This window comes from Micromonospora sp. NPDC003241 (genome assembly GCF_053589795.1).
In genome coordinates this window covers 1-20,104 of sequence record NZ_JBSFSO010000038.1, presented here as the reverse complement: position 1 = coordinate 20,104, position 20,104 = coordinate 1, and the positions used below count along the sequence as shown (strand labels likewise).

20 protein-coding genes are annotated in these 20,104 nt (G+C 69.4%); 16 read left to right on the top strand and 4 right to left on the bottom strand.

Annotation, left to right across the window (positions count from 1 at the left end; all coding sequences use genetic code 11):
• Window positions 1–16 precede the first annotated feature (16 nt).
• From ACWDVW_RS24730 to ACWDVW_RS24700, 7 genes are read left to right on the top strand one after another with little or no spacing between them, the layout of a single operon-like run.
• Entirely contained in the window at window positions 17–1,513 is a 1,497-nt protein-coding gene (locus tag ACWDVW_RS24730) for an aromatic amino acid ammonia-lyase (protein WP_449953120.1), read from the top strand.
• A gap of 10 nt (window positions 1,514–1,523) precedes the next feature.
• The gene (locus ACWDVW_RS24725; RefSeq protein ID WP_449953118.1) at window positions 1,524–3,086 is read left to right on the top strand and encodes an NAD(P)-binding domain-containing protein; all 1,563 of its coding nucleotides are present in this window, start codon (window positions 1,524–1,526) and stop codon (window positions 3,084–3,086) included.
• Between the two features lies 1 nt (window position 3,087).
• Complete coding sequence (locus ACWDVW_RS24720; RefSeq protein WP_449953115.1) at window positions 3,088–4,149, top strand: alpha-hydroxy acid oxidase; 1,062 nt, start codon at window positions 3,088–3,090, stop codon at window positions 4,147–4,149.
• Window positions 4,146–5,483, top strand: coding sequence for a cytochrome P450 (locus ACWDVW_RS24715; protein ID WP_449953112.1), 1,338 nt, complete (start codon window positions 4,146–4,148; stop codon window positions 5,481–5,483). The genes ACWDVW_RS24720 and ACWDVW_RS24715 overlap by 4 nt, the downstream gene beginning before the upstream one ends.
• Window positions 5,480–6,748: a cation:proton antiporter gene (locus ACWDVW_RS24710; protein WP_449953109.1), complete on the top strand. Its 1,269-nt coding sequence runs from the start codon at window positions 5,480–5,482 to the stop codon at window positions 6,746–6,748. Before ACWDVW_RS24715 ends, ACWDVW_RS24710 begins: the two co-directional genes overlap by 4 nt.
• Window positions 6,749–6,800: 52 nt before the next feature.
• Window positions 6,801–7,472, top strand: coding sequence for a response regulator transcription factor (locus ACWDVW_RS24705; RefSeq protein ID WP_449953107.1), 672 nt, complete (start codon window positions 6,801–6,803; stop codon window positions 7,470–7,472).
• Complete coding sequence (locus tag ACWDVW_RS24700) at window positions 7,472–8,749, top strand: sensor histidine kinase (RefSeq protein WP_449953104.1); 1,278 nt, start codon at window positions 7,472–7,474, stop codon at window positions 8,747–8,749. The genes ACWDVW_RS24705 and ACWDVW_RS24700 overlap by 1 nt, the downstream gene beginning before the upstream one ends.
• Window positions 8,750–8,807: 58 nt before the next feature.
• Here the strand turns inward: ACWDVW_RS24700 and ACWDVW_RS24695 are convergent, their stop codons facing one another.
• Complete coding sequence (locus tag ACWDVW_RS24695) at window positions 8,808–9,050, bottom strand: hypothetical protein (RefSeq protein WP_449953102.1); 243 nt, start codon at window positions 9,048–9,050, stop codon at window positions 8,808–8,810.
• A gap of 240 nt (window positions 9,051–9,290) precedes the next feature.
• On the opposite strand from ACWDVW_RS24695, the gene ACWDVW_RS24690 reads away from it, so the two are divergent.
• From ACWDVW_RS24690 to ACWDVW_RS24670, 5 genes are all read left to right on the top strand, one after another.
• Complete coding sequence (locus tag ACWDVW_RS24690) at window positions 9,291–9,827, top strand: hypothetical protein (protein ID WP_449953096.1); 537 nt, start codon at window positions 9,291–9,293, stop codon at window positions 9,825–9,827.
• A 343-nt stretch (window positions 9,828–10,170) separates the two neighbouring features.
• Window positions 10,171–10,707, top strand: coding sequence for a hypothetical protein (locus ACWDVW_RS24685; RefSeq protein WP_449953093.1), 537 nt, complete (start codon window positions 10,171–10,173; stop codon window positions 10,705–10,707).
• A gap of 166 nt (window positions 10,708–10,873) precedes the next feature.
• A complete protein-coding gene (locus ACWDVW_RS24680; RefSeq protein ID WP_449953090.1) occupies window positions 10,874–11,551 on the top strand; it encodes a hypothetical protein in 678 nt (225 codons plus the stop codon).
• Window positions 11,552–11,709: 158 nt separating this feature from the next.
• Window positions 11,710–12,465 (top strand): HEAT repeat domain-containing protein, encoded by a 756-nt coding sequence (locus ACWDVW_RS24675; RefSeq protein ID WP_449953087.1) that lies wholly within the window; start codon window positions 11,710–11,712, stop codon window positions 12,463–12,465.
• A gap of 191 nt (window positions 12,466–12,656) precedes the next feature.
• Window positions 12,657–13,214 (top strand): hypothetical protein, encoded by a 558-nt coding sequence (locus ACWDVW_RS24670; RefSeq protein WP_449953084.1) that lies wholly within the window; start codon window positions 12,657–12,659, stop codon window positions 13,212–13,214.
• Window positions 13,215–13,281: 67 nt separating this feature from the next.
• Here the strand turns inward: ACWDVW_RS24670 and ACWDVW_RS24665 are convergent, their stop codons facing one another.
• On the bottom strand, window positions 13,282–14,106 hold the full coding sequence (locus ACWDVW_RS24665; RefSeq protein ID WP_449953081.1) for a TrmH family RNA methyltransferase: 825 nt from the start codon (window positions 14,104–14,106) through the stop codon (window positions 13,282–13,284).
• A gap of 86 nt (window positions 14,107–14,192) precedes the next feature.
• A complete protein-coding gene (locus ACWDVW_RS24660) occupies window positions 14,193–15,026 on the bottom strand; it encodes a phytanoyl-CoA dioxygenase family protein (RefSeq protein ID WP_449953078.1) in 834 nt (277 codons plus the stop codon).
• Window positions 15,027–15,587: 561 nt separating this feature from the next.
• Between ACWDVW_RS24660 and ACWDVW_RS24655 the strand changes: the two genes are divergently transcribed.
• A complete protein-coding gene (locus ACWDVW_RS24655; RefSeq protein ID WP_449953075.1) occupies window positions 15,588–16,349 on the top strand; it encodes a S1 family peptidase in 762 nt (253 codons plus the stop codon).
• Between the two features lie 172 nt (window positions 16,350–16,521).
• On the opposite strand, the gene ACWDVW_RS24650 is transcribed toward ACWDVW_RS24655, so the two are convergent.
• Window positions 16,522–17,661, bottom strand: coding sequence for a helix-turn-helix transcriptional regulator (locus ACWDVW_RS24650; protein WP_449953072.1), 1,140 nt, complete (start codon window positions 17,659–17,661; stop codon window positions 16,522–16,524).
• On the opposite strand from ACWDVW_RS24650, the gene ACWDVW_RS24645 reads away from it, so the two are divergent.
• The 3 genes from ACWDVW_RS24645 (at window position 17,626) to ACWDVW_RS24635 (ending at window position 19,952) form a co-directional block, all read left to right on the top strand.
• Window positions 17,626–18,552 (top strand): alpha/beta fold hydrolase, encoded by a 927-nt coding sequence (locus ACWDVW_RS24645; protein ID WP_449953069.1) that lies wholly within the window; start codon window positions 17,626–17,628, stop codon window positions 18,550–18,552. The two genes, ACWDVW_RS24650 and ACWDVW_RS24645, sit on opposite strands and share 36 nt — an antisense overlap.
• 39 nt (window positions 18,553–18,591) lie before the next feature.
• Window positions 18,592–19,374 (top strand): DUF6585 family protein, encoded by a 783-nt coding sequence (locus ACWDVW_RS24640; RefSeq protein ID WP_449953066.1) that lies wholly within the window; start codon window positions 18,592–18,594, stop codon window positions 19,372–19,374.
• Window positions 19,375–19,577: 203 nt separating this feature from the next.
• A complete protein-coding gene (locus tag ACWDVW_RS24635; protein ID WP_449953063.1) occupies window positions 19,578–19,952 on the top strand; it encodes a nucleoside monophosphate kinase in 375 nt (124 codons plus the stop codon).
• The last annotated feature ends 152 nt before the right edge of the window (window positions 19,953–20,104 follow it).

Below are 20,104 nucleotides of genomic sequence, written 5' to 3'. Positions count from 1 at the left end.
TCTAGGGTCCGGTCGCATGACGAGAGAGGTAGATCTCGCCGCCCCGCTGCGGATCGCCGACCTGAGCGCCGCGCGCGATCCGGTCACGGTCGTGGTCGGGCCGCAGGTCCGGCACCGGGTCGCGACCGCCCGCGCGTTCCTGTCCGACGTGCTCGGCGACGACCGCGCGGTGTACGGCGCCACCACCGGCTTCGGTGCCCTGGTGGGGTACGCGGGACGGGCCGAGCTGCGCGACCAGGCCGACAACACGCTCGCGCACCTCGGTGCGGGGCAGGGCCCGGACCTCGGACCGGAGGTCGTCCGCGCGACCCTGCTGATCCGGGCCCGGTCGCTGGCCCGGGGCGCCTCGGGGGTGTCCCCGCACGTCATCGACGCCCTCACCGCGATGCTCGCGACCACGTTCGTCCCCGCGGTGCCCCGGCTGGGATCGGTCGGCGCCAGCGGCGACCTGATCCCGCTCGGCGCGGCCGCCCAGGCCCTGCGCGGCCGCGGGTACGCCTACCTCGACGGGGTACGACTGCCCGCCGCCGAGGCGCTGGAGAAGGCCGGTCTGACACCACTGCCCCTGGACGGCCGTGACGCCCTGGCCCTGGTCAACGGCACGTCGCTGACCACTGCGGCGGCGGCGCTCGCCCTGGACTCGGTGCGCGCCTCACACCGGGCGGTCCAGGTGCTCACCTGCCTGCTCGCCGACCTGCTCGGCAGCGACCCGCAGTTCCTCGACGCCCGACTCCTCCGGGCCTACGGCCATCCGGGCGCGATCGACGTGGGCGCGTACATGCGCCGGGTCAGCGCCGGGCTCGTGCCGTCCGGCACACGCCCACTGCAGGAGCCCTACAGCATCCGCTGTGCACCGCAGCTGCTCGGCGCGGCCGAGGACGCCCTGCGCTACGTCGACTCCGTCGTCACCGCCGACCTCGACGGCGTCAGCGACAACCCGTTGTTCTTTCCCGACGAGGACCTCGTCGTGCACGGCGGTAACTTCTTCGGCCAGCCGGCCGCGTTCGCCGCCGACCTGCTGTCGATGGTCGTGGCGCAGGTCGGCAACCTCGCCGAACGTCAACTCGACCTGCTCGTCGACCCGCACCGCAACGGCGGCCTGCCACCGATGCTGGCCGCCGGACCAGGGCAGCAGCACGGACTACAGGGCGTGCAACTGGCCTCGACCGCGATGGTCGCCGAGATCCGCCGTGACGCCGTGCCCGCGAGCATGCAGAGCCTGCCGACCAACCTGTACAACCAGGACGTCATCCCGCTGGGCACCCAGGCCGCGCTGCGGGCGCTGGACCAGGCCCGGCTGCTGCACCTGCTCGTCGGGTCGCTCGCGGTGGGGCTGCGCCAGGCGGCGTACGTCGGTGCGCGTGCACCCACCGCGCCCGGCTGCGCCGAGGTGCTGGCCGCGCTGGTCGCGGCCGTACCGCCGGTCGACCTGGACCGGCCGTTGGACGGTGACGTACGGCGCGCCGCCGACGTCATCGCGACTGTCGACGTTTCTCCGAACTCTCTTCAGTGAGGTGGCCGCTGTGACGCTTGACTACCTGATCATCGGGGCCGGGCCGGCCGGCCTGCAGCTCGCCGCCCTGCTGGAGGCCGACGGTAGGCGCGACTATCTGGTGCTGGAGGGCGCGGACATCCCGGGGGCGTTCTTCGCCCGCTATCCCCGCCACCGGCAACTGATCTCCATCAACAAGCCGCACACCGGCTCGGACGACCCCGAGGCGAACCTGCGGCTGGACTGGAACTCGCTGCTCAGCGACGATCCGGCGCTGCGGTTCACCGGCTACACCGAGCGGTACTTCCCGGACGCCGACGTGATGCTGCGCTACCTGGCCGACTTCGCCGCGAAGACGGGCGTGGAGGTCCGCTACGACTCCCGGGTGACCTCGGTCGCCAAGGTCGACGGCATCTTCGAGGTCCAGGCCGGGCAGACCTACCGGGCGCGGCGCCTCATCGTCGCCACCGGCGTCTCCCGGCCGTACACCCCGCCGATCCCGGGCCTGGAACTCGCCGAACAGTACGCGGACATGTCCGTGGACCCGCGCGACTACCTCGACCAGAAGGTGCTGATCATCGGCAAGGGAAACTCCGCGTTCGAGACCGCGGACAACCTGATGGAGACCACCACCCTGATCCATCTCGCCGGGCCGAGTTCGGTCCGGATGGCCTGGCGGACCCACTACGTGGGGCATCTGCGCGCGGTCAACAACAACTTCCTGGACACCTACCAGCTGAAGTCGGCGAACGCGATCCTGGACGGCGACGTCCGACGCATCGAGCGCGACGGCACCGGCTTCCGGGTCACCTTCGCGTTCTCCCGCGCCGACGAGGTGACCAAGGAACTCTGGTACGACCGGGTGCTCGCCTGCACCGGATTCGCCTTCGACCCGTCGATCTTCGACGACACCTGCCGCCCGGAACTGACGATCAAGGACCGCTTCCCGGCCCAGACCTCCGCCTGGGAATCGGTGAACGTCCCCGACCTCTACTTCGCCGGTACCCTCACCCAGCAACGCGACTTCAAACGCTCCACCAGCGGATTCATCCACGGCTTCCGGTACGCCGTCCGCGCCCTGCACAAGATCCTCGAACGACGGTACGACGACACGCCCTGGCCGTCGGCCACGCTCGACGCCACCGCGCAGTCGATCACCGACGCCGTCATCGCCCGCGTCAACCGCACCTCCGCCCTGTGGCAGCAGTTCGGCTTCCTCGCCGACGTGGTCACCGTGGCCGGACCGCACGCGCGCTACCACGACGAGGTACCGGTCGACTACTTCACCGAGACCGGCCTGCGCACCACCGACCACGACTACCGGCACGCCTTCGTCGTGACCCTGGAGTACGGCCCCGAGCACGACCAGGTCGATCCGTTCGACATCACGGTCAGCCGGGTGGCCCAGAACGTCGTCGGCCAGGCCCACGCCGCCGCCTACCTGCACCCCGTCGTCCGCTACCACCGGGGCGGGCAGGTCGTGGCCACCCACCACCTGGCGGAAAACCTGGAGAACCGGTGGGACCGGCCCGACGTCCACATCGCGCCGCTGACCGCGTTCCTCGACCGCTGCCTGAGCAGTGCACAGGGCTGACATGCTCACGCTGGACGGGACGCAGCTCAACCTGGCCGACGTGGCCGACGGCGCGCGGCGTCGCCTCGACCCGGTGCACTGGGACTTCGTCGCCGGCGGGGCCGGCGACGAACGGACGCTGCGCGGCAACGAGGACGCCTTCGCCCGACGCTGGATCCTGCCCCGGATCCTGCGCGGGACCCGCGACCGCGACCTGCGGATCTCGCTTCTCGGTAGTCGACTCTCGATGCCGGTGCTGATCGCGCCGACCGCCTTCCACCAGCTGGCCCACCCCGAGGGAGAGGTGGCCACCGCGCGCGCCGCCGCCGACGCCGGCACGATCATGGTGGTCAGCATGGCCGCCACCCGGCCGATCGAGGAGATCGCCGCCACTGGCGGGCCGCTGTGGTTCCAGCTCTATCCACAGTCGGATCTCGGCTTCACCGCAGCCCTGGTCCGGCGGGCCGAGGCCGCCGGCTGCCGCGCCCTGGTCGTCACGGTCGACTCGCCCGTGTTCGGCCGGCGCGAACGCGACCTGCGGCACCGCTTCGTCGACCTGCCGACCGGCCTGGTCTGCGAGAACATGCGCGACCCGAGCGGCCGGGTCCGCGACATCGAGATGAACGCCGCACTGGACTGGGAGCGCATCGGCTGGCTGCGGGAGCTGACGACGCTGCCGATCCTGCTCAAGGGCGTCCTGCACCCGGCCGACGCCCGGCTGGCCGTCGCACACGGCGTCGACGGTGTGCTGGTCTCCAATCACGGCGGCCGACAACTCGACGCAGCGGTCGCCACCCTCGACGCGTTGCCCGGGATCGTGGCCGCCGTCGAAGGCCGACTACCGGTGCTGATCGACGGCGGCATCCGCCGAGGAACCGACATCCTGGTGGCGCTCGCACTCGGCGCGACCGCGGTGCTGATCGGACGCCCGGTCCTCTGGGGACTCGCGGTGGGTGGCAGCGCCGGCGTACGGCACGTACTCGACCTGCTGCACGCCGACCTCGACCGGGCGTTGGCGCTGGCCGGCGCCGCGCGGCCCGGCGACCTCACCGCCGACCTCGTCACCACGGCGGCCCCCGGATGAGCACCCCGACCGTCCTGACCGTCCTGGCGGTGGGCGGCGCGGCCTGGAGCGTCCCGCACTGGCTGCCACCGGCCGTCGTCCGGCTCCGGGAATGGGTCTTCGCCAGAGTCAACGGCAGCGAGGGCATTCCGATCCCCGGCCCCACCGTCGGAATGGACCATTTCGAGCGGGTGTACGCCGACCCGGCCGCCGACGGCCGCAGCCGGGGCGCCGGGCTGTCGGACCTGTTCTGGTACTGGCTGGCACCCGGGCCGCACATGCACCAGGAACACCTGGAGCCGGGCGAGCGCTACCGGACGGTCGCCGCCACCACCAGACGGGTCCTGGCCATCCGCCGAGAACGCGCCGACGCCCTCGCCACCGCCGCCACCCGCCGAGCGCTCGACGAACTGCCCACCGACGGGACCAGCCACGTCCGCCTGCGCGACCTGATGATGCCGGTGTGGGCCGAGGTCTACCACGAGCTGGTCTTCGACGAGGTGGCCACACCCGCCACCCGGGCGCTGATCGTCGCCAACGCCGACGACGTGGTCACCGCGCTCAAGTGCCTCGGGCCGCGACACATGCACCGACGCGACCGGTTGACCCGATACCTGCGCGACCGGATCGAGGCGGGAACGTGTCCGGTGACACTGCCGCCCCCGTTCTCCGCCCAGGACACCGCCTGGTACCTACAGGGCGCCTTCTTCAACACCGCGATCGTGCAGATGTCCGAGGCGATGGCGCACGTGCTGCTGGCGCTGGCCACCCATCCCGAACTCCAACACGATCCCGACGACGACGCGCTGGACCGGATCATCGACGAGACACTGCGGGTCTACCCGCTCTTCGGCGTCGCCCATCGGATCACCACGGCGCCGATCGACCTGCCCACCGGGGTGTCCCTGCCCACCGGGTCGGTGCTGCTGTTCAACTATCCGGCCTTCCACCGAGGGGGAGCCGCCGCCGACGGCAGGTTCGCCCCGGACCGGTGGCGCACGCTCGCCCGCGGCGACACACACTTCATCCCGTTCGGCGTCCCCGCCAACCGGGCCTGCCCGGCCCGTGGCACCGCGCCGGTGATGATGCGCGCCGCGACCCGCGAGGTCCTGCGCCGGTACGTCCTGACCTCCTCGGCCTCACACACCCGATCGCTGCCCAGCCGAGGCCCGGCCTACCTGACCCCGGCCGGGTGCACCGGTCCGGGGCGACTGCGGCTGGCCGCCATGCGGCTGCGGGACCGGTGGGCCGACGTGGGCCGCAGTGTCCGACAACTGGTCTTCGGCACCTTCATGGTCGTCGACGCTCGCCGGAAACGCTTGTGCACCACCTACTTCGAGAAGGCGGTCCGATGACCCCCACCGAGCTGGCACCACGGTTCTTCATCGCCGTCACGGTGATCCTGATCTTCTGCAGAGGCGTCGCCTGGCTCCTCGGCAAAGCCGGCCAGCCCGCCGTGGTCAGCGAGATGCTCGCCGGCGTACTCCTCGGTCCGTCGCTGCTCGGACTCCTCCTGCCCGACGTGCAGAACGCCCTGTTCCCGGCCCCCCTGCTGCCGGTCCTCTACATCGTCGGTCAGGTCGGCCTGGTGCTGTTCATGTTCCAGGCCGGCTACGCCTTCAGCGCCCACCGCGTGACCGGCCTCGCCGGCACCGCCGGAGTGATCTCCCTGGCCGGGGTCGCCGCGCCGCTCCTGCTGGGGGTGCTGCTGGTCCTGGTGACCGCCGACGCCGTCCCGATCAGAGCCGACGGCACCTCACTCGGGGTCTCCGCCGCGTTCGTCGGCGTCGCCCTGGCCATCACCGCGTTCCCGATGCTGGCCCGCATCATCACCGAACACGGCCACGCCGGCACCCGGCACGGCACACTCTCCCTGGCCAGCGGCGCGATAGACGACATGGCCGCCTGGATCATGCTCGCCGCCGTCCTGGCCGTCGCCTCCGGCCGCGCCGGTCCCGCGATCGTCACCGCCGGCGGCACACTCCTGTTCGGACTGCTGCTCTGGCTCGGCGGACGTCCGCTCACCACCGCGCTGATGACCCACCGTGGCCTCAACGACCGCGCCCGACTGCTCGGCACCGTCGCCCTGCTCTTCCTGGTCGCCTGGTACACCGACGAGATCGGGCTGTACGCGGTCTTCGGCGCGTTCGCCGTCGGCGTGGTGATGCCCCGTACCGACAACACCGACACGGTGGTGGACACCCTCACCCCCGTCGCGGCGACGCTCTTCCTCCCGCTGTTCTTCACCTACTCCGGACTGCGTACGGAATTCGGACTCCTCGGGTCACCGCCGGTGCTGCTCTTCGCGCTGGCCTGCGTGACCGCGGCGATCGTCGGCAAGTTCGGCGCCTGCTGGGCCGCGGCCAGACTCCGCGGAGAGCCGTCGGGTGTCGCGTTACGCGTCGGCGCGCTGATGAACGCCCGCGGCCTGATGCAGCTCATCGCGCTCAACGTCGGGTTGGAGGCGGGCATCGTGAACCCGGCCCTGTTCACCGTGCTGGTCCTGGTCGCGCTGGTCACCACCCTGATGACCACGCCGATGCTGAGCTGGATCGCACGCCGGGAAGCCCGACGCTCCGACTCCACACACCCGTCCGCGATGGCGGTTTCACATAGTTGAAGAGACAACTATTGGTTATTGCATCGGCACTGATCTATGGGATCGTTGACGCATGCGGGGGGAAAGATCGAACCGGCTACTGCTGGTCGAGGACGACGACGACCTGACCGAGTTACTCACCGAGACGCTGGGCCACGAAGGCTACCTCGTCGACCGGGCCTCCGACGGCCACCGCGGACTCCATCTCGGGCTCACCCGACCCTACGACGTGATGGTCATCGACCGTAAGCTGCCCGCACTCGACGGCCTCGACCTCGTCACCCGGCTCCGCGCCCGTGCGATCCCCGCCCGGACCCTGATGCTCACCGCGCTCGGCACCGTCGGCGACCGGATCGCCGGACTCGACGCAGGCGCCGACGACTACCTGATCAAGCCCTTCGACCTCGACGAACTCAGCGCCCGCGTCCGGGCACTGTGCCGACGCGCGACCGAACCGACCCACGTACTCCGCATCGGCGCCGGACTCCTCGACCTCGCACCCCGCGACGCGGTCCTGCCCGACGGCACCCGGGTAGCCCTGTCCACCCGTGAATTCGAGCTACTGCGGGTCCTGGCAGCCCAACCGAGCACCGTCCACCCCCGCACCACCCTGCGCCGCGAGGTCTTCGAAGAAGCCGCCGCGGCATCGATCGTGGACACCTACGTCTACTACCTCCGCCGCAAACTCGGCCGTGCGGTCATCCGCACCGTGCACGGCCTCGGCTACCGCCTCGGCACGCTCTGATGGAGGCAACCGACCACGCGATCCTCCGACGGACCCGACTCCGCATCGGCCTGCTCGTCGGCCTGACCATCGGTGCCCTCCTGCTCCTGGCCGGCGGCATCTCCTACGCACTGCTGGTCCACAGCCAGGAAGCTCAGATCCAGCGCGAGCTGGCGTGGGGCACCGCACACGGCACGATCGCCGGCCCACCCGCCTGCAGCTGGATCTTCCACTACGACGGCATGACCGTGCAGACGGGCCTCAACCCACCACCACCGGGCTTCCCGTTGACCGACGCACTGGACACCGTGGCGACCACCGGGACCACCGAGACCACCACGCTCACGCGCAACGGCACCACCTACCACATCCGCACCGAAGCCCGCGGCGACCGCGTGATCCAGGCCGTGTTCGACGCCCGCTTCCAACTCTCCGACCGCCGACACCTCCTGCTCGCCCTCAGCCTCGCCGCAGCGGTCGGACTACTCGCCGCCATGCTGACCGGGGTCATCGTCGGACGCCGGGCCGTCGCACCCCTCGCCGAAGCACTGACCCGACAACGCCGCTTCGTCGCCGACGCCAGCCACGAACTGCGCACCCCGATCGCCCAGGTACACACCCGAGCCCAACTGATCGCCCGACGAGCCCGCAACGACGGCACCACCACGAACCTCGACGACCTGGAACGGCTCATCGGCACCACCCGCCGGCTCGGCGAAGTCGTCGACGACCTGCTGCTCTCGGCCCGCCTTGCCGCCGCTCCCGCCGACCGGCCACCAGACCCGCCGGTCGACCTCACCTCACTGATCACCACGACGGTCGCCGCCGAGACCGAACGCGCCGCCGAACGACAGATCACCCTCACCCTGGACACCCCCACCGACCCACTGCCGGTGCCCGGCGTCGAGTCGGCCCTGCGCCGTGTCGTCGGCGAACTTCTGGCGAACGCGCTGACCCACACCCCCGCAGGAGGCCGGATCACCGTGACGCTGCGGACCGTCGACAACTGCGCCGAACTCGTCATCGCCGACACCGGAATAGGGTTCGACCAGGCGGACGCCAGACGGATCTTCGACCGGTTCCACCGCGGCCCAGGCTCCGGCGACCGCCGATTCGGCCTCGGACTGGCCCTGCTCCAGGAAGTCGTCACGAGCCACCACGGCACCATCGAGGCCGAGGGCCATCCGGCCCGAGGCGCCCGTTTCACGGTGCGCCTGCCGATGCGATCGCCGATCTCCACGGGTAGAGCCTCGCGGATCAGGAACCTTCGGACCCGGCAGCTACGAGCCGGTACGTGAACACCGGGTTGCGGAGCCGTCTCTCCGGTGTCCGGGTGCAGGCAAAAGTGCCGCCGTCTTACCCGGCCGTTACACAGGAACTGACGAACCAGGCACCTGACCCGACATCGATGGGCTCGTCGACCCAGGGTTGCGTGATGACCGCGACGTCCGACGTCATCGGCCACACGTTCATGATCCAACCATCGAGCGTCATGTCGACGTGCGCCCGAAGTGGCTCCACGACACCCGGCGGCAGGACCCACGACCGCTCCAGGAGGTCGTCCGCGCCGAACTTCTCCACCAGGTTGACCACCAGCACGGTCACAACTTAGCGGCGGCAGTCTGTCATTTCATGATCGGCAGGACGCGGCACCGTACGGCAGCTCGATCTTGGCCCTTGAGGTCGAGACGCCGCGGCGCAAGCCGTGGTCGTGTCGTCCTCACGATTCCTGGTCGCGAGCGAGGCGATGCATCCAGGCTGCCCGGGGTAGACCGCCCGGTCAGGGCCTGACCGCCTGGTAGCTTCCTACGGCAGAGCCGCCCCCACCGATGGAGATTGATGATCGCCGAATACGTCCGCGATGCGGCAGCCACCGCTGTCGTCTTCGGATTCTTCGCCTCCAGTTGGTTCGGGTGGGCACAGGAAGCACCTCCACCGCGCTGGCGCAAGCCACTCGTCGCCGCCTCGATCGCGTCGGTGCTCGTGCTGGTGGTCGGGGCGCTCGTGACCTGGCGGCACTGGTCGGATGGCACGGCGTTCACCGCGGAGACCAGCCGCACCTTCGGCATCGTGGTCGGCATCGAATTCGGACTCGCCGCACTCGGAGCCGGCATCCTCGCCGCCGTACGCCGCCGCGACATCATCCCGGCCTGGATCGCGTTCGTCGTCGGCGTACACCTGTTCCCGGTTGCCGCCCTGATCGGCTACCCACTGATCCACGTGGTGGCGGCGCTGATCACGCTGGTCTCGCTCGCCGCCGTCCCGGTGGCCCGCAACCGAGCCCTGCCGGTCAGCGCGGTCACCGGGGTCGGCACCGGCAGCGTGCTCCTCACGGCCGCCGCCTCCTCCCTGATCATCGCCCTGCTCGGCTACTGAGCCGTGTCGCGCTCGTAGGGCGCCCGACGACGAGTCGGATACCGAGGACTCGACGTCACGTACAGGTGGCACGGTCCGGCCGGCTTCCGGATGTCAATGATCGCGCGCCGGTTCTTGTCGCGGGTTGTCGAACGGCAACGCACCGTAGCGGCAGGTCGCCGCCGGAGGGGCAGCGTCCGGACGACTGGGACGATGGGCCGATGATGCACTCGTTCCATCTCGCACTGCTTCCGCCGGCCTTGACCTTGCGCACCATGCGTCGCAGACCTCGGGCAGCTGGGCTGCGGCACGCCGAATGTCTCGCGCTCATGCGGCTGGGCTCCCCGGCGTTGTCGGTGAACGGATGCAGCTGCGACGCCTTGCGATGTTCGCCGAATGGGACGACGAATCGGCGTTGGAGCGGTTCCTCGCAGACGACGATCTAGGCCGACGGCTCGACGGCGGATGGCATGTGCGTTTGCAGTACCTGCGGCGTTACGGCGGGTTGGCCGCGTTCGCTGGCCTGCCGGTGCAGGCGGGCCGGTGGGACCCGGAGGAGTCGATTGTGGCCGTCACCCTCGCCCGGCTCAAGTTTCTCGAACTACCCCGGTTCCTGAAGTGGGGGCGGCCGGTCGAACGCCTGGTCGCCGCCCACCCCGGCACCACGTTCGCCACCGCAGCGGTACGCCCGCCACACACGTTCTCCACCTTCACGATCTGGCGCAGCGTCCGCGAGATGACCGACATGGTTCACGGCCGCAGCGCCGTCCCACAGGCACATACCCATACCGTCGCCATGGCTGAACAGCATCGCCGGGACTTCCACCACGAGTCCGCTTTCATGCGGTTCCGCCCTCTGTCCGAGCACGGAACCTGGGAGGGGCGTCACCTTCTCCCCTGAGCGACTCGAGAGCCACGTGTTATCGGATACCCGCATGTCGTCATCCGCGCGTCACGCCGTGTCGGATGGCGCCTGTCGCTTGCCGACCGGAACGCCCTCGCGGGGCGCGAACGCTCAGCTCTGCTGAGGAGGATGCGTCGATCTGGAGGTCGCTACGCTGCTGCGGGTGAGCTACGACCTGTACTTCTGGCCGTCCGGAGCAGCCGAAGACCCTGGCCGGCTGGCTGACCGGCTCGCGGACGAGACGGCCAACGGTCTTGTATCTGATGAGCGTGTCCTAGCTTTTCGCGCCGAGTTGCTACGCCGTTGGCCGGACCTCGCGGACATGATCTTTCCGTGGCACCACGATCTGGATTGGCGGCAGCCGTGGGGCCGCATCGACCTCGCCGATCGGTTCGTCGGGGTGAACCTGCCCTATGGCTGGGAAGGCACCACCGTGCTTCCATCTCTCGCCAGCCTGTACGGGCTCGACTCGTACGACCCGCAATCGGGACAGCTACTGACGCCCAGGTTGCTGCCGCAGGACAGCACCGTTCAGGACGACGTGGTGGCGCAGGTCGAGGGGTGTGTGGCCGAGGAACACGTCGTGCAGTTGCTCCGGCGAATCAGCACCTACATCGGCTACGCGTATGACGATCTGGACGAGGCGGCACTGACCGGCGCGCTCGATGACACGAGCGACGACTCAGCCGACAGCTGGTTCGAGTATCCGCTGGCAGGCACACCTCCGCTGGTAACGCGGTTGGCGCATCCACCGGGTAGCGCCGTAGTCAGTGTCCGCGTCGAAGGCGCCATGGATCTGGTACTGGCCACACGGATACAGACCTTGCTGGATCTTCTGTAGCGACTCGTAGCGCAACAGGCCGTCTGTCGCCGGTCCATCCCATCTGCCAGTGCTCCACAAATGAGCCTGGGTGAGACGGCGATGCCAAACTCGTGTCCCGTGGGCGTGCCCGAGAACCGTTGATCATCGCTGCCCGTCGGGGGCTATCATCCCTGGTGATGGCGGAGTTCGTGCACGTGACCGGGGCGCGTTCGGCGCGCGGCATCCAGCGTTCGGGAATCGCGGCGCGTAGCCACGGGTGGGCTGGCGGGCGTGGCGTGTACTGCATGCCGGTGCTGTCGTCGTTCACGCTGACCTATCAGTGGGTCCGTGAGCTGCGGCGCTGGCATGCGGGCGTGTTGGTCGCGGTGCAGTTTCGGCTGTCTGACGATCAGCCGGTGGCGGTTGGGCGTTACGGTGCCCCGCCGCGTGAGGCCACGGCTTCGCAGGCTGTTGCGGCGGTGCGTGAGCTCGATGATCCGCGTGGTTACGAGGTGTTCGTGCCACGCGCGATCGGCGTCGGTGAGGTACGTCGGGTTCGTGACGTGCCGCAGGGGGTGGGGTGGCGGTACGTGCCGGCGGCCCATGGTCGGCGGCCCTGCCCGTGTCCGGCCTGTCTGCCGCGTGGGGCGTACAAGGTGGCCGAGGTGCGCCGCCGGTTCTCTGACGAGGAGCCTGTCCGGCCGAAGAGCGTGTTGATGACGCGGCTGCGCGCGGCGGTCACCGCTGACGAGATCATCGACGTGTTGGGTGAGCTTGGTCGAGGTCGACGCGGCGGTGCGGAGGAACTGGCGTACCTTGCCGATCATCCCGACCCGGACGTCCGCGACACCCTTGCAGGTGTCCTGCGGTCCTACCGCGGCCGCGAAGCGCGGCGGCTCCGCGAGCGGCTGCAGCTCAGCGCTTCATCAGCGGCACCCCCCGACCACCGTTGATCGAAACCGCCGACCCGGGACGGCTGCACGCGGGCCTGCGAGTCGAACACGTCTGTCGTAGAACGCCTGCGCAGGAAGGACGATCAGCAGCGCACGATCTGCCGTGATGCGCATCCTGCGGAATGGGGTCGGCCACGCCGGGACAGCCTGTTTCCCGCGCCAACCGTCATCACAGCGACTTGAATAGCGGTGTGCAGGTCAACAAGGACGGGCGGGAGTGGCGGATCGGCGGCGCCGCCGACGCGGAGTGGATCGCCGGTCACACCACTGCCGGCATGTCGGTCACCACCGCCATCCCGCCGGTCTTCGACGCGTACGCCACGACCCACCAGGCCGACGGCGTCACCGTCGCCGCCTATGAACACGCACTGGTCGAGGACCTCATCACCCAGACACCCGACCAGCCCTGGTGGCTGGCCTACCTCGACACCGGCGTCCACGACATCGTCTTTCCCCGCGCCCCCAGGGTGTCGCTCTACTGGAACTGGTCCTACGTGCTGGTCGAGGCCGGCCCCGAGCAGGCACTCACCTGGCGCACCGGTCATATGCGCCACGGGGACGGATCGCTACCCGACCTGTTCTTTCCCGCCGATCGATCATGGCTGGTCTCCGCACTCTGGGACGACACCTGGACCTGCGTCGGCGGCCCGGAACCGCTGATCAACACCCTTCAACGCGACCCCCTGGCCAACGCCCGCCGGGTCCGACCCGACGAAGACGCGCTACCACCGGGACTCACCCGCGAGTGACACCCGACGCCTGACCTGGTCGCGTCACCGAACTGCGCGTACGGCGCGGCCGCCCGCGATCAGTGCCCTACCGCCGGGCCGCGGTGGCCCGCTGGCGTGCCGATTCGTACAGCACGACGGTCGCGGCGGTCGCCGCGTTCAGGGAGCTGGCGGACCCGACCATGGGGATCCGGACGAGCTGGTCGCATGCCGCGCGCCAGCCGGAGCTGAGGCCGGTGGTCTCGTTGCCGATCAACGCCAGGGTGGGTTGTGTGAAGTCGTACTCGGCGGCGTCCAGATTGCCGCGCTCATCGGTTCCGATGATGCTCATGCCGATTCCCTCGGCCCGTACGTCGGCGACCCAGGATAGAACGGCCTGGTGGGAGGGCACCCGGACCACGGGCAAGGCGAACAGCGAGCCGGTGCTCGCCCGGACCGACTTCGGGTCGTACACGTCTGCGGCGTGGCCGGTGACGATGACGCCGCCGGCGCCGAAGGCATCCGCCGACCGTACGAGGGTCCCGATGTTGCCGGGGCTGGTGGGTCGATCGAACACGACGGTGAGCATGGTCGGAGCGACCGGGATACGGCGCAGATCGTCCTCCGGCAACGCGACCACGGCCAGCAGCTCGGGAACCGTGTCCGCCTTGCCTCCCAGGTCGTGCATCAGGTCATGGGAGACGGCGAACTTCTCGGCCCGGACCGCGTCCAGGGTCTCGCGTGCCCAGCCGGACAGTTGAGCGCTGGTGTCATAGAGCAGTTCCCGGATCTGCCAGCCGTGTTCGACGGCCATGGTGATCGGACGCACGCCCTGCACGAGGAACTCGCCACGCCGCTGCCGCTTGGTCCGGTTGCCGAGGAGAGCTTCCCACTGCTGGAACCGCGCATTGCGGCCACTCACTCGCAGCACCATCGCCTACCCCGCCTCCGTGCTCGCCCATGCCCTGCCTGCCACACGTCACCGGCCGCTGGCCCCCGAGGAGACCTTCGGCCAGGCGCTCAGGAACGGACGGAACGAGTCGCCACGGCGTCGCGGTCGGTGCCGTCCCCGTCCGGACCGAGGGCATCCTTTCCGAGACCCCGACGAATCGCGATCTCTACGGGTGAGTATGCGCCATCAGCCCGCTCCAGCTCGTATGGTGCGGCTGGCATCAGTGGCGGTTGGGCCATGAAGCGAGGCCGCGCGCCGTGGTGTGGTTGTGCCGCATGCACCAGGAACGGGTGGCACAGGAAGACGTCGCCCGGAGATCCGGTGGCGAGGGCGAGCGGCCGGTGCTCGGACGCCGCCACCAGGTCGGGCGCGAGGGCCAGCCCGCTCGCACCGTCCTCCCCGTACTTCTCCAGCACTTTCGGCACGTCGAGGTGGGAGCCGACCCGGATCCGGGTCGGGGCGTCCTTCTCACCGACCTCACTGAACAGGAACAGCATCAGCAGTGCCCGGCCATGGGAGCGCACATTGGTGAAGTACCAGCTCTCGCCCTCCGGGAGATAGCTGCCTTCGATGTGCCAGCCTGCGTCGTCCGGCTCCTCTTCGTGCGGGAAGCGCAACGGGAACGTGCCCAGCGAGTAACGCGGCTCCCAGCGGCCCGCGCCGACGAGCAGGTCGTACGCGTGATGGAGGAACGGCGAGTTGGGAGCGGCGGCGAACGGCCCCTGCGCCATGCCGGGCACCCAGTGCACAGCCTGCGTCCACGTCACTGGATCGTCCGGGTCGCAGCCTGTCTCCCGCCACAGCAGCCGCGCGCAGTCCGCTGCCACGCGCGGCGCGACGGCGCCCTCCAGCTTGACGAAGCCGTCGCGAAGAAAGCGGGATACCAAGGTCGTGTCATCCATACCCCCATCGTGCGGCGGTGCCGGTCCCGGTCACCCGACACATTCCGCACCGCTTGTGTCGGGTGCGAGCTGACCTACCTTCACGGGGTCGCCGTGTCGACGGGTACGCCGGTCCCCGGCGACCTCGACATCATCGACGTTCCGGCCGGCAGATGGCTGGTCATCCGGACCACGGGGCGCATCCGCAGACCCTGCAGAAGGCCTGGGCCACGGCCGCGACAGCGTGGTTCCCGTTCGACCCGTGGCGCATGCGGCCGCCCGGCGGCCCACAGGATGGCCCGGCTGCGGCAACGGAGCGTGAACATCCGGACCTGCCGCTGACGGGGTGGTCGTCGGTCAGGTGCGGCTCATCCCCAGCGGTGTCGGCGGCACCGCGGGGAGGGATCGTCCTCCTCAAGCCCGTTCTCGTCCAGCGCGTTGTAGATCGTCAGCCAGCCGCTCCCGCGTTGCGCAGTGCTCTGCCGGTTCCTGCGGACGGATCGCTCCCGGGGTGCAACGAAAGGGCCCTCCGGTTCCGTTCTACCTCCGTACCGGTAGTTCTTCGAAGGGTGTCAGATGCGCGTGAAACGACTCCTGATCGCCGTGGTGGCGTCGGCCGCCGTGCTGGTGACGGCCGCTCCGGCCGCCGCTATCAGCGGCGGTGGACGGGCCGTGCCCGGTGAGTTCCCGTGGATGGTCCGGCTCCTGCCGGTGGGTTGCGGTGGAACCCTCATTCACCCGCAACTGGTGCTCACCGCCCAGCACTGCGTCGACGAGCAGCCCGGCGACAGCGTGACCGTCGTCTCCGGCACCGTCGACCTCAAGCACCCACGTCGGACGATGACCAGATCCACCGCCCATCTCGGCGGAGCCGAGTGGTGGAATGGACCGGACTGGGCGGTGATCAAGTTGGAGCGGCCACTTGACCTGCCCGTCGTGCGGCTGGCCGCCGAGCCCCGTCAGTTGCAGACGCTGACCGTGATCGGCTGGGGCACGAAGAAGTCGGGCGGCCCTCAGGAACGCTTCCTCAACAAGGTGAAGTTGCCGTTCCTGCCGGACGAGCAGTGCTTCGACGACCCCTGGTGGCAGGAACACCCCGAGTACCCGAGGTCGACGATCTGTGCGAAGTCGGTGAACCAGAAGAGCCACTGCCCCGGCGACTCCGGTGGCCCGGCCCTGCACCGGCTGCCCAACGGCATCTGGGAACAGGTCGGCATCGTGAGCGCCGGCTCGGACTGCGACTGGGACATCGGTGAGGAACCGGTCCCCGTCTACACCGACGTCGCCTATTTCAGCCAGAGCATCCAACGCGCCGCCGACCACCTGCTCTCAGGATCCAGCTGACCACCACCGGCAGTGTCAGCCCGACCGGACACGGCGCCGACGCTCGCGGCGGCGCCGTGTCCGGTTCAATCCTGAGGCCGAGTACGGAGTGCCAACGGCTGATCGTCACGGAGACTGAGGAGGCGGGCCGGGTAGACGGCGCTCGTCGTGGTGGCGTGCGATCAGTCGGTGTTCATCGGTGCGCTGGATCCTGATGACCGCGGTTGTCGTCGTGCCGCTTTCCGCCGTATCGCTCGACGAGCGTGTCACCGATCGAGGCCAGATGGCCTCGCACACCCGGAGGGCCGGTCACCTCGATCCATTCGACCAGCCCGGCGAGTTCGCCGGCGAGTGTGTGTTCGTCGTTACCGCGGATCACGACCTCGATGCGTCCGTCGGTCCCGGGACCTCCGACCTGGAGTCGACCGCCGAACCCCAGCCGGAGCACGCCTATCCCTCGGGGCGTGCACACTGCCTGGACTTCGAGGGGCGTACGTCTGCGGTCGACCTCGTCGGCGATCGCGCGCCAGCTCTCGGCGAGGTCGAAATCCTCGGGCCGCTGCACGGGGTCGTCGGTCGGGTCGGCGGACGACACGCGGTCGATTCGGAAGGTACGCCGACCGGCCTCGGTGTCGGCGACGAGGTACCAGGACGGGCCTTTGACGACGACACCCAGCGGATGGACGGTGCGCTCGGTCTCGGTGCCTTCGCGGTCGACGTAGCCGAGCCGCACCTGGACGCCGCGGATCACCGCGTCCTGGAGCGCGTCGAGGAAGCGAGGCGGTCGGGGCTCGACCCGGCTCGACCCCCATCGCTGGGGGTCCGTGACGAGCGACGAGGCTGCCGCCTCGGCCTGCACCCGGAAGGGTTCCGGCAGTGCCCGGAGAAGCTTGCGCAGCGCCGCTTTCACGGCTGGCGTCGCGGACGAGGCCGGGCCGGCGACCAGGAAGAGGGCGCGGGTCTCACCTGCGGTCAACCCGGTCAGGTCGGTGCGGGCACCGCCGACGAGGCGCCAGCCGCCGCCCCGGCCCTGCACCGAGTACACCGGGACACCGGCCATACCCAGGGCGTCGAGGTCGCGGCGGGCGGTGCGCTCGGAGATCTCCAACTCCCGGGCGACCTCCGCCGCTGTCACCTGCTCGCGCTGTTGCAGCAGCAGGAGGATGGCCATCAACCGGTCGGCTCGCACTCCGGCAACACTTCCACGAAAACCGGTCAGGAGGTGACCGGTATCGGTCGGCATGATGCCGGCATGACGATCGACTTTCCCGAGCCCACCCGCGTTTCGGTCAACGGCGTGGAACTCGAAGTCTTCGAAGCCGGCCGGCAGCACGCGGGGAACCCGATCGTGCTGTGTCACGGCTGGCCGGAGCACGCCTTCTCCTGGCGCCATCAGATGCCCGCGCTCGCGGCAGCGGGCTACCACGTCATCGTCCCGAACCAGCGGGGCTACGGCAACTCGTCCCGACCCACCGAGGTCACCGACTACGACATCGCCCACCTGTCCGGTGACCTCGTCGCACTGCTCGATCACTACGGATACGACGATGCCACCTTCATCGGCCACGACTGGGGTGCCGCCGTCGTCTGGGGCCTGACCCTGTTGCACCCGAAGCGTGTCAACAAGGTGATCAACCTGAGCCTGCCGTACCTCGAGCGTGGGGACAAGCCCTGGATCGAGTTCATGGAGGAGGTGCTCGGTAGCGACTTCTACTTCGTGCACTTCAACCGGCAGCCGGGCGTCGCGGACGCCGTGTTCGAGGAGAACACGTTCCAGTTCCTGCGGAACATGTACCGCAAGGACGTGCCTCTCGCGGAGCCGCAGCCGGGCAACGTATGGATCAATCTCGCCAGAATGGAAATCCCACCCGGTGAGCCCATCCTGAGCGACGGCGAACTGGCCGTCTTCGTCTCGGCCTTCGAATCGACGGGATTCACCGGCAGCCTGAACTGGTACCGGAACCTGGACCGCAACTGGCATCTGCTGGCGGACGCGGACCCGATCATCCAACAGCCCGCCCTCATGATCTACGGCGACCGCGACACGGTCGCGAGGTCTGCAAGACTGACGGAATTCGTGCCGAACGTGGACGTGGTCAGTCTGGATTGCGGCCACTGGATCCAGCAGGAAAAGCCGGAAGAAACAAACCAGACGATCCTCGCGTGGCTGGACCAGCGCACTGCCGGGCCTGTTAGCGTCCGTGCTCAACCCGGCGCGTCCTGAGAACCTCGGGGTGTGGCCCGGGCGGTTTAGCCTGAAGACATGGCCGGCTTGCCAGACTCGATAGAGGACACCGCGCGCGAGATCGGATTCGGTCGGGTGGAGCGGGCCTTCCGGCCGACCTACTCGCTCAACATCACTTCGACATTGACGTTACTCGGGTTCGGAGTACTCTTCGGCTTCGCCATGACCGCGGTCACCACAACGGTGGGGATCGCGGTCATGGGCGGTCTGACCGGCGCTGCCATGCTGGGTGCCGGCTGGGGGGCGGTGGACACGTGGCGGCTGGTCCAGCGCCGGTTCTATCTGTGCGAGGGCGGCCTGCTGGCCGCCGAGGAGCACATCCGACTCACCCACGCGATCGCCTGGACCGAGATAGCCGAGATCTGGCGTTACCACCTTCGCATGTACTCCGAGAGTGGCGCGACGACGATGCACCGCTGCCGGCTGCGGCTCACCGACGGCACCAGAATCAACCTGGAGAAGCCGCCGCTGGTCGACGGAGAGGAGCTCTGCGAGGAGGTCGAGCGCCGCTCGGCGGCGGCCCGTCTCCCGCAGGTGCTCGCCGAACTGGAGTCGGCAGGCCGGGTCGAATTCGGTTCGCTCACGGTGACCCCGGACGGGATCGCCTCGGCCGGGGCGTACGCGGCCTTCTCCGACATCGCCGTGGTGCGACTGCGTCGGGTTCGGCTCACGATCTCGACCCGCGGCGCCCAGAAGCCGGTCTCGGTCCAGGTCCGTAGGGTGCCGAACCTGTGGATGCTGTTGCTGATCCTCGAACGCAACGGCCTGCCGCTCGACATTCATCTGTACCGGACAGCCTGAGCACTGCGGCGGCTCGGCAGGGAGCGGGTGGGAGGCAGCGTGCGAAAGGTGACGGTGATCGTGGAGCCCGGGGTGCTCGACGCGTGGACGGCCGTGGCTCGGCTCGGCGAAGCCCTGACGCTGCCGGCGCACAATGTGGGAGGCCTTGCTCGAGCGGCAATGCAGGAGGGCACCGGATGGGGCCGGCGGTTCTCGTGGCCCACATGCAGGCCGGCGAGCTGGTACCGGACGAGGTGCAGGCAGAGTTCGTCACGGACATCCTGAACCGATCGCCAGAGGGCTGGGTGCTGTACGGCTGTCCACGCACACGTCGGCACGCCGAACTACTCGACGAACACGGCCACACGCCAGGCATCGTCATCGAGATCACGCTCGACGAGGACGCCATCGGGCAGGACCGGCGGCTCGCCGAGACACGCGGTCAGCTGCCGCAGATCCTCGTCGAGCATCGACGGCGTATCGCCCCGATCCGCGCCTTCTATCGAGACGCGAACGCGATCCACCCGCTGCAGCCGTCGAGACCGCTCGAGAAGCTCGCCGCCGACCTGAAGACGTTAGTCGGCAACCCGCCCGAGTGAGCCGGACGCAGGAAGGACGACTCACGTCGCCAAGCCGTTCCCTCGGCGTACGGATCTAATGCGGTGTCCAGGATCGTTCACCGGGCCGCGCCGGGTCCAGACGACGACCGGCGGCGTTGGAGTCGGGCCTGGATACAACACCGGTATCCAGG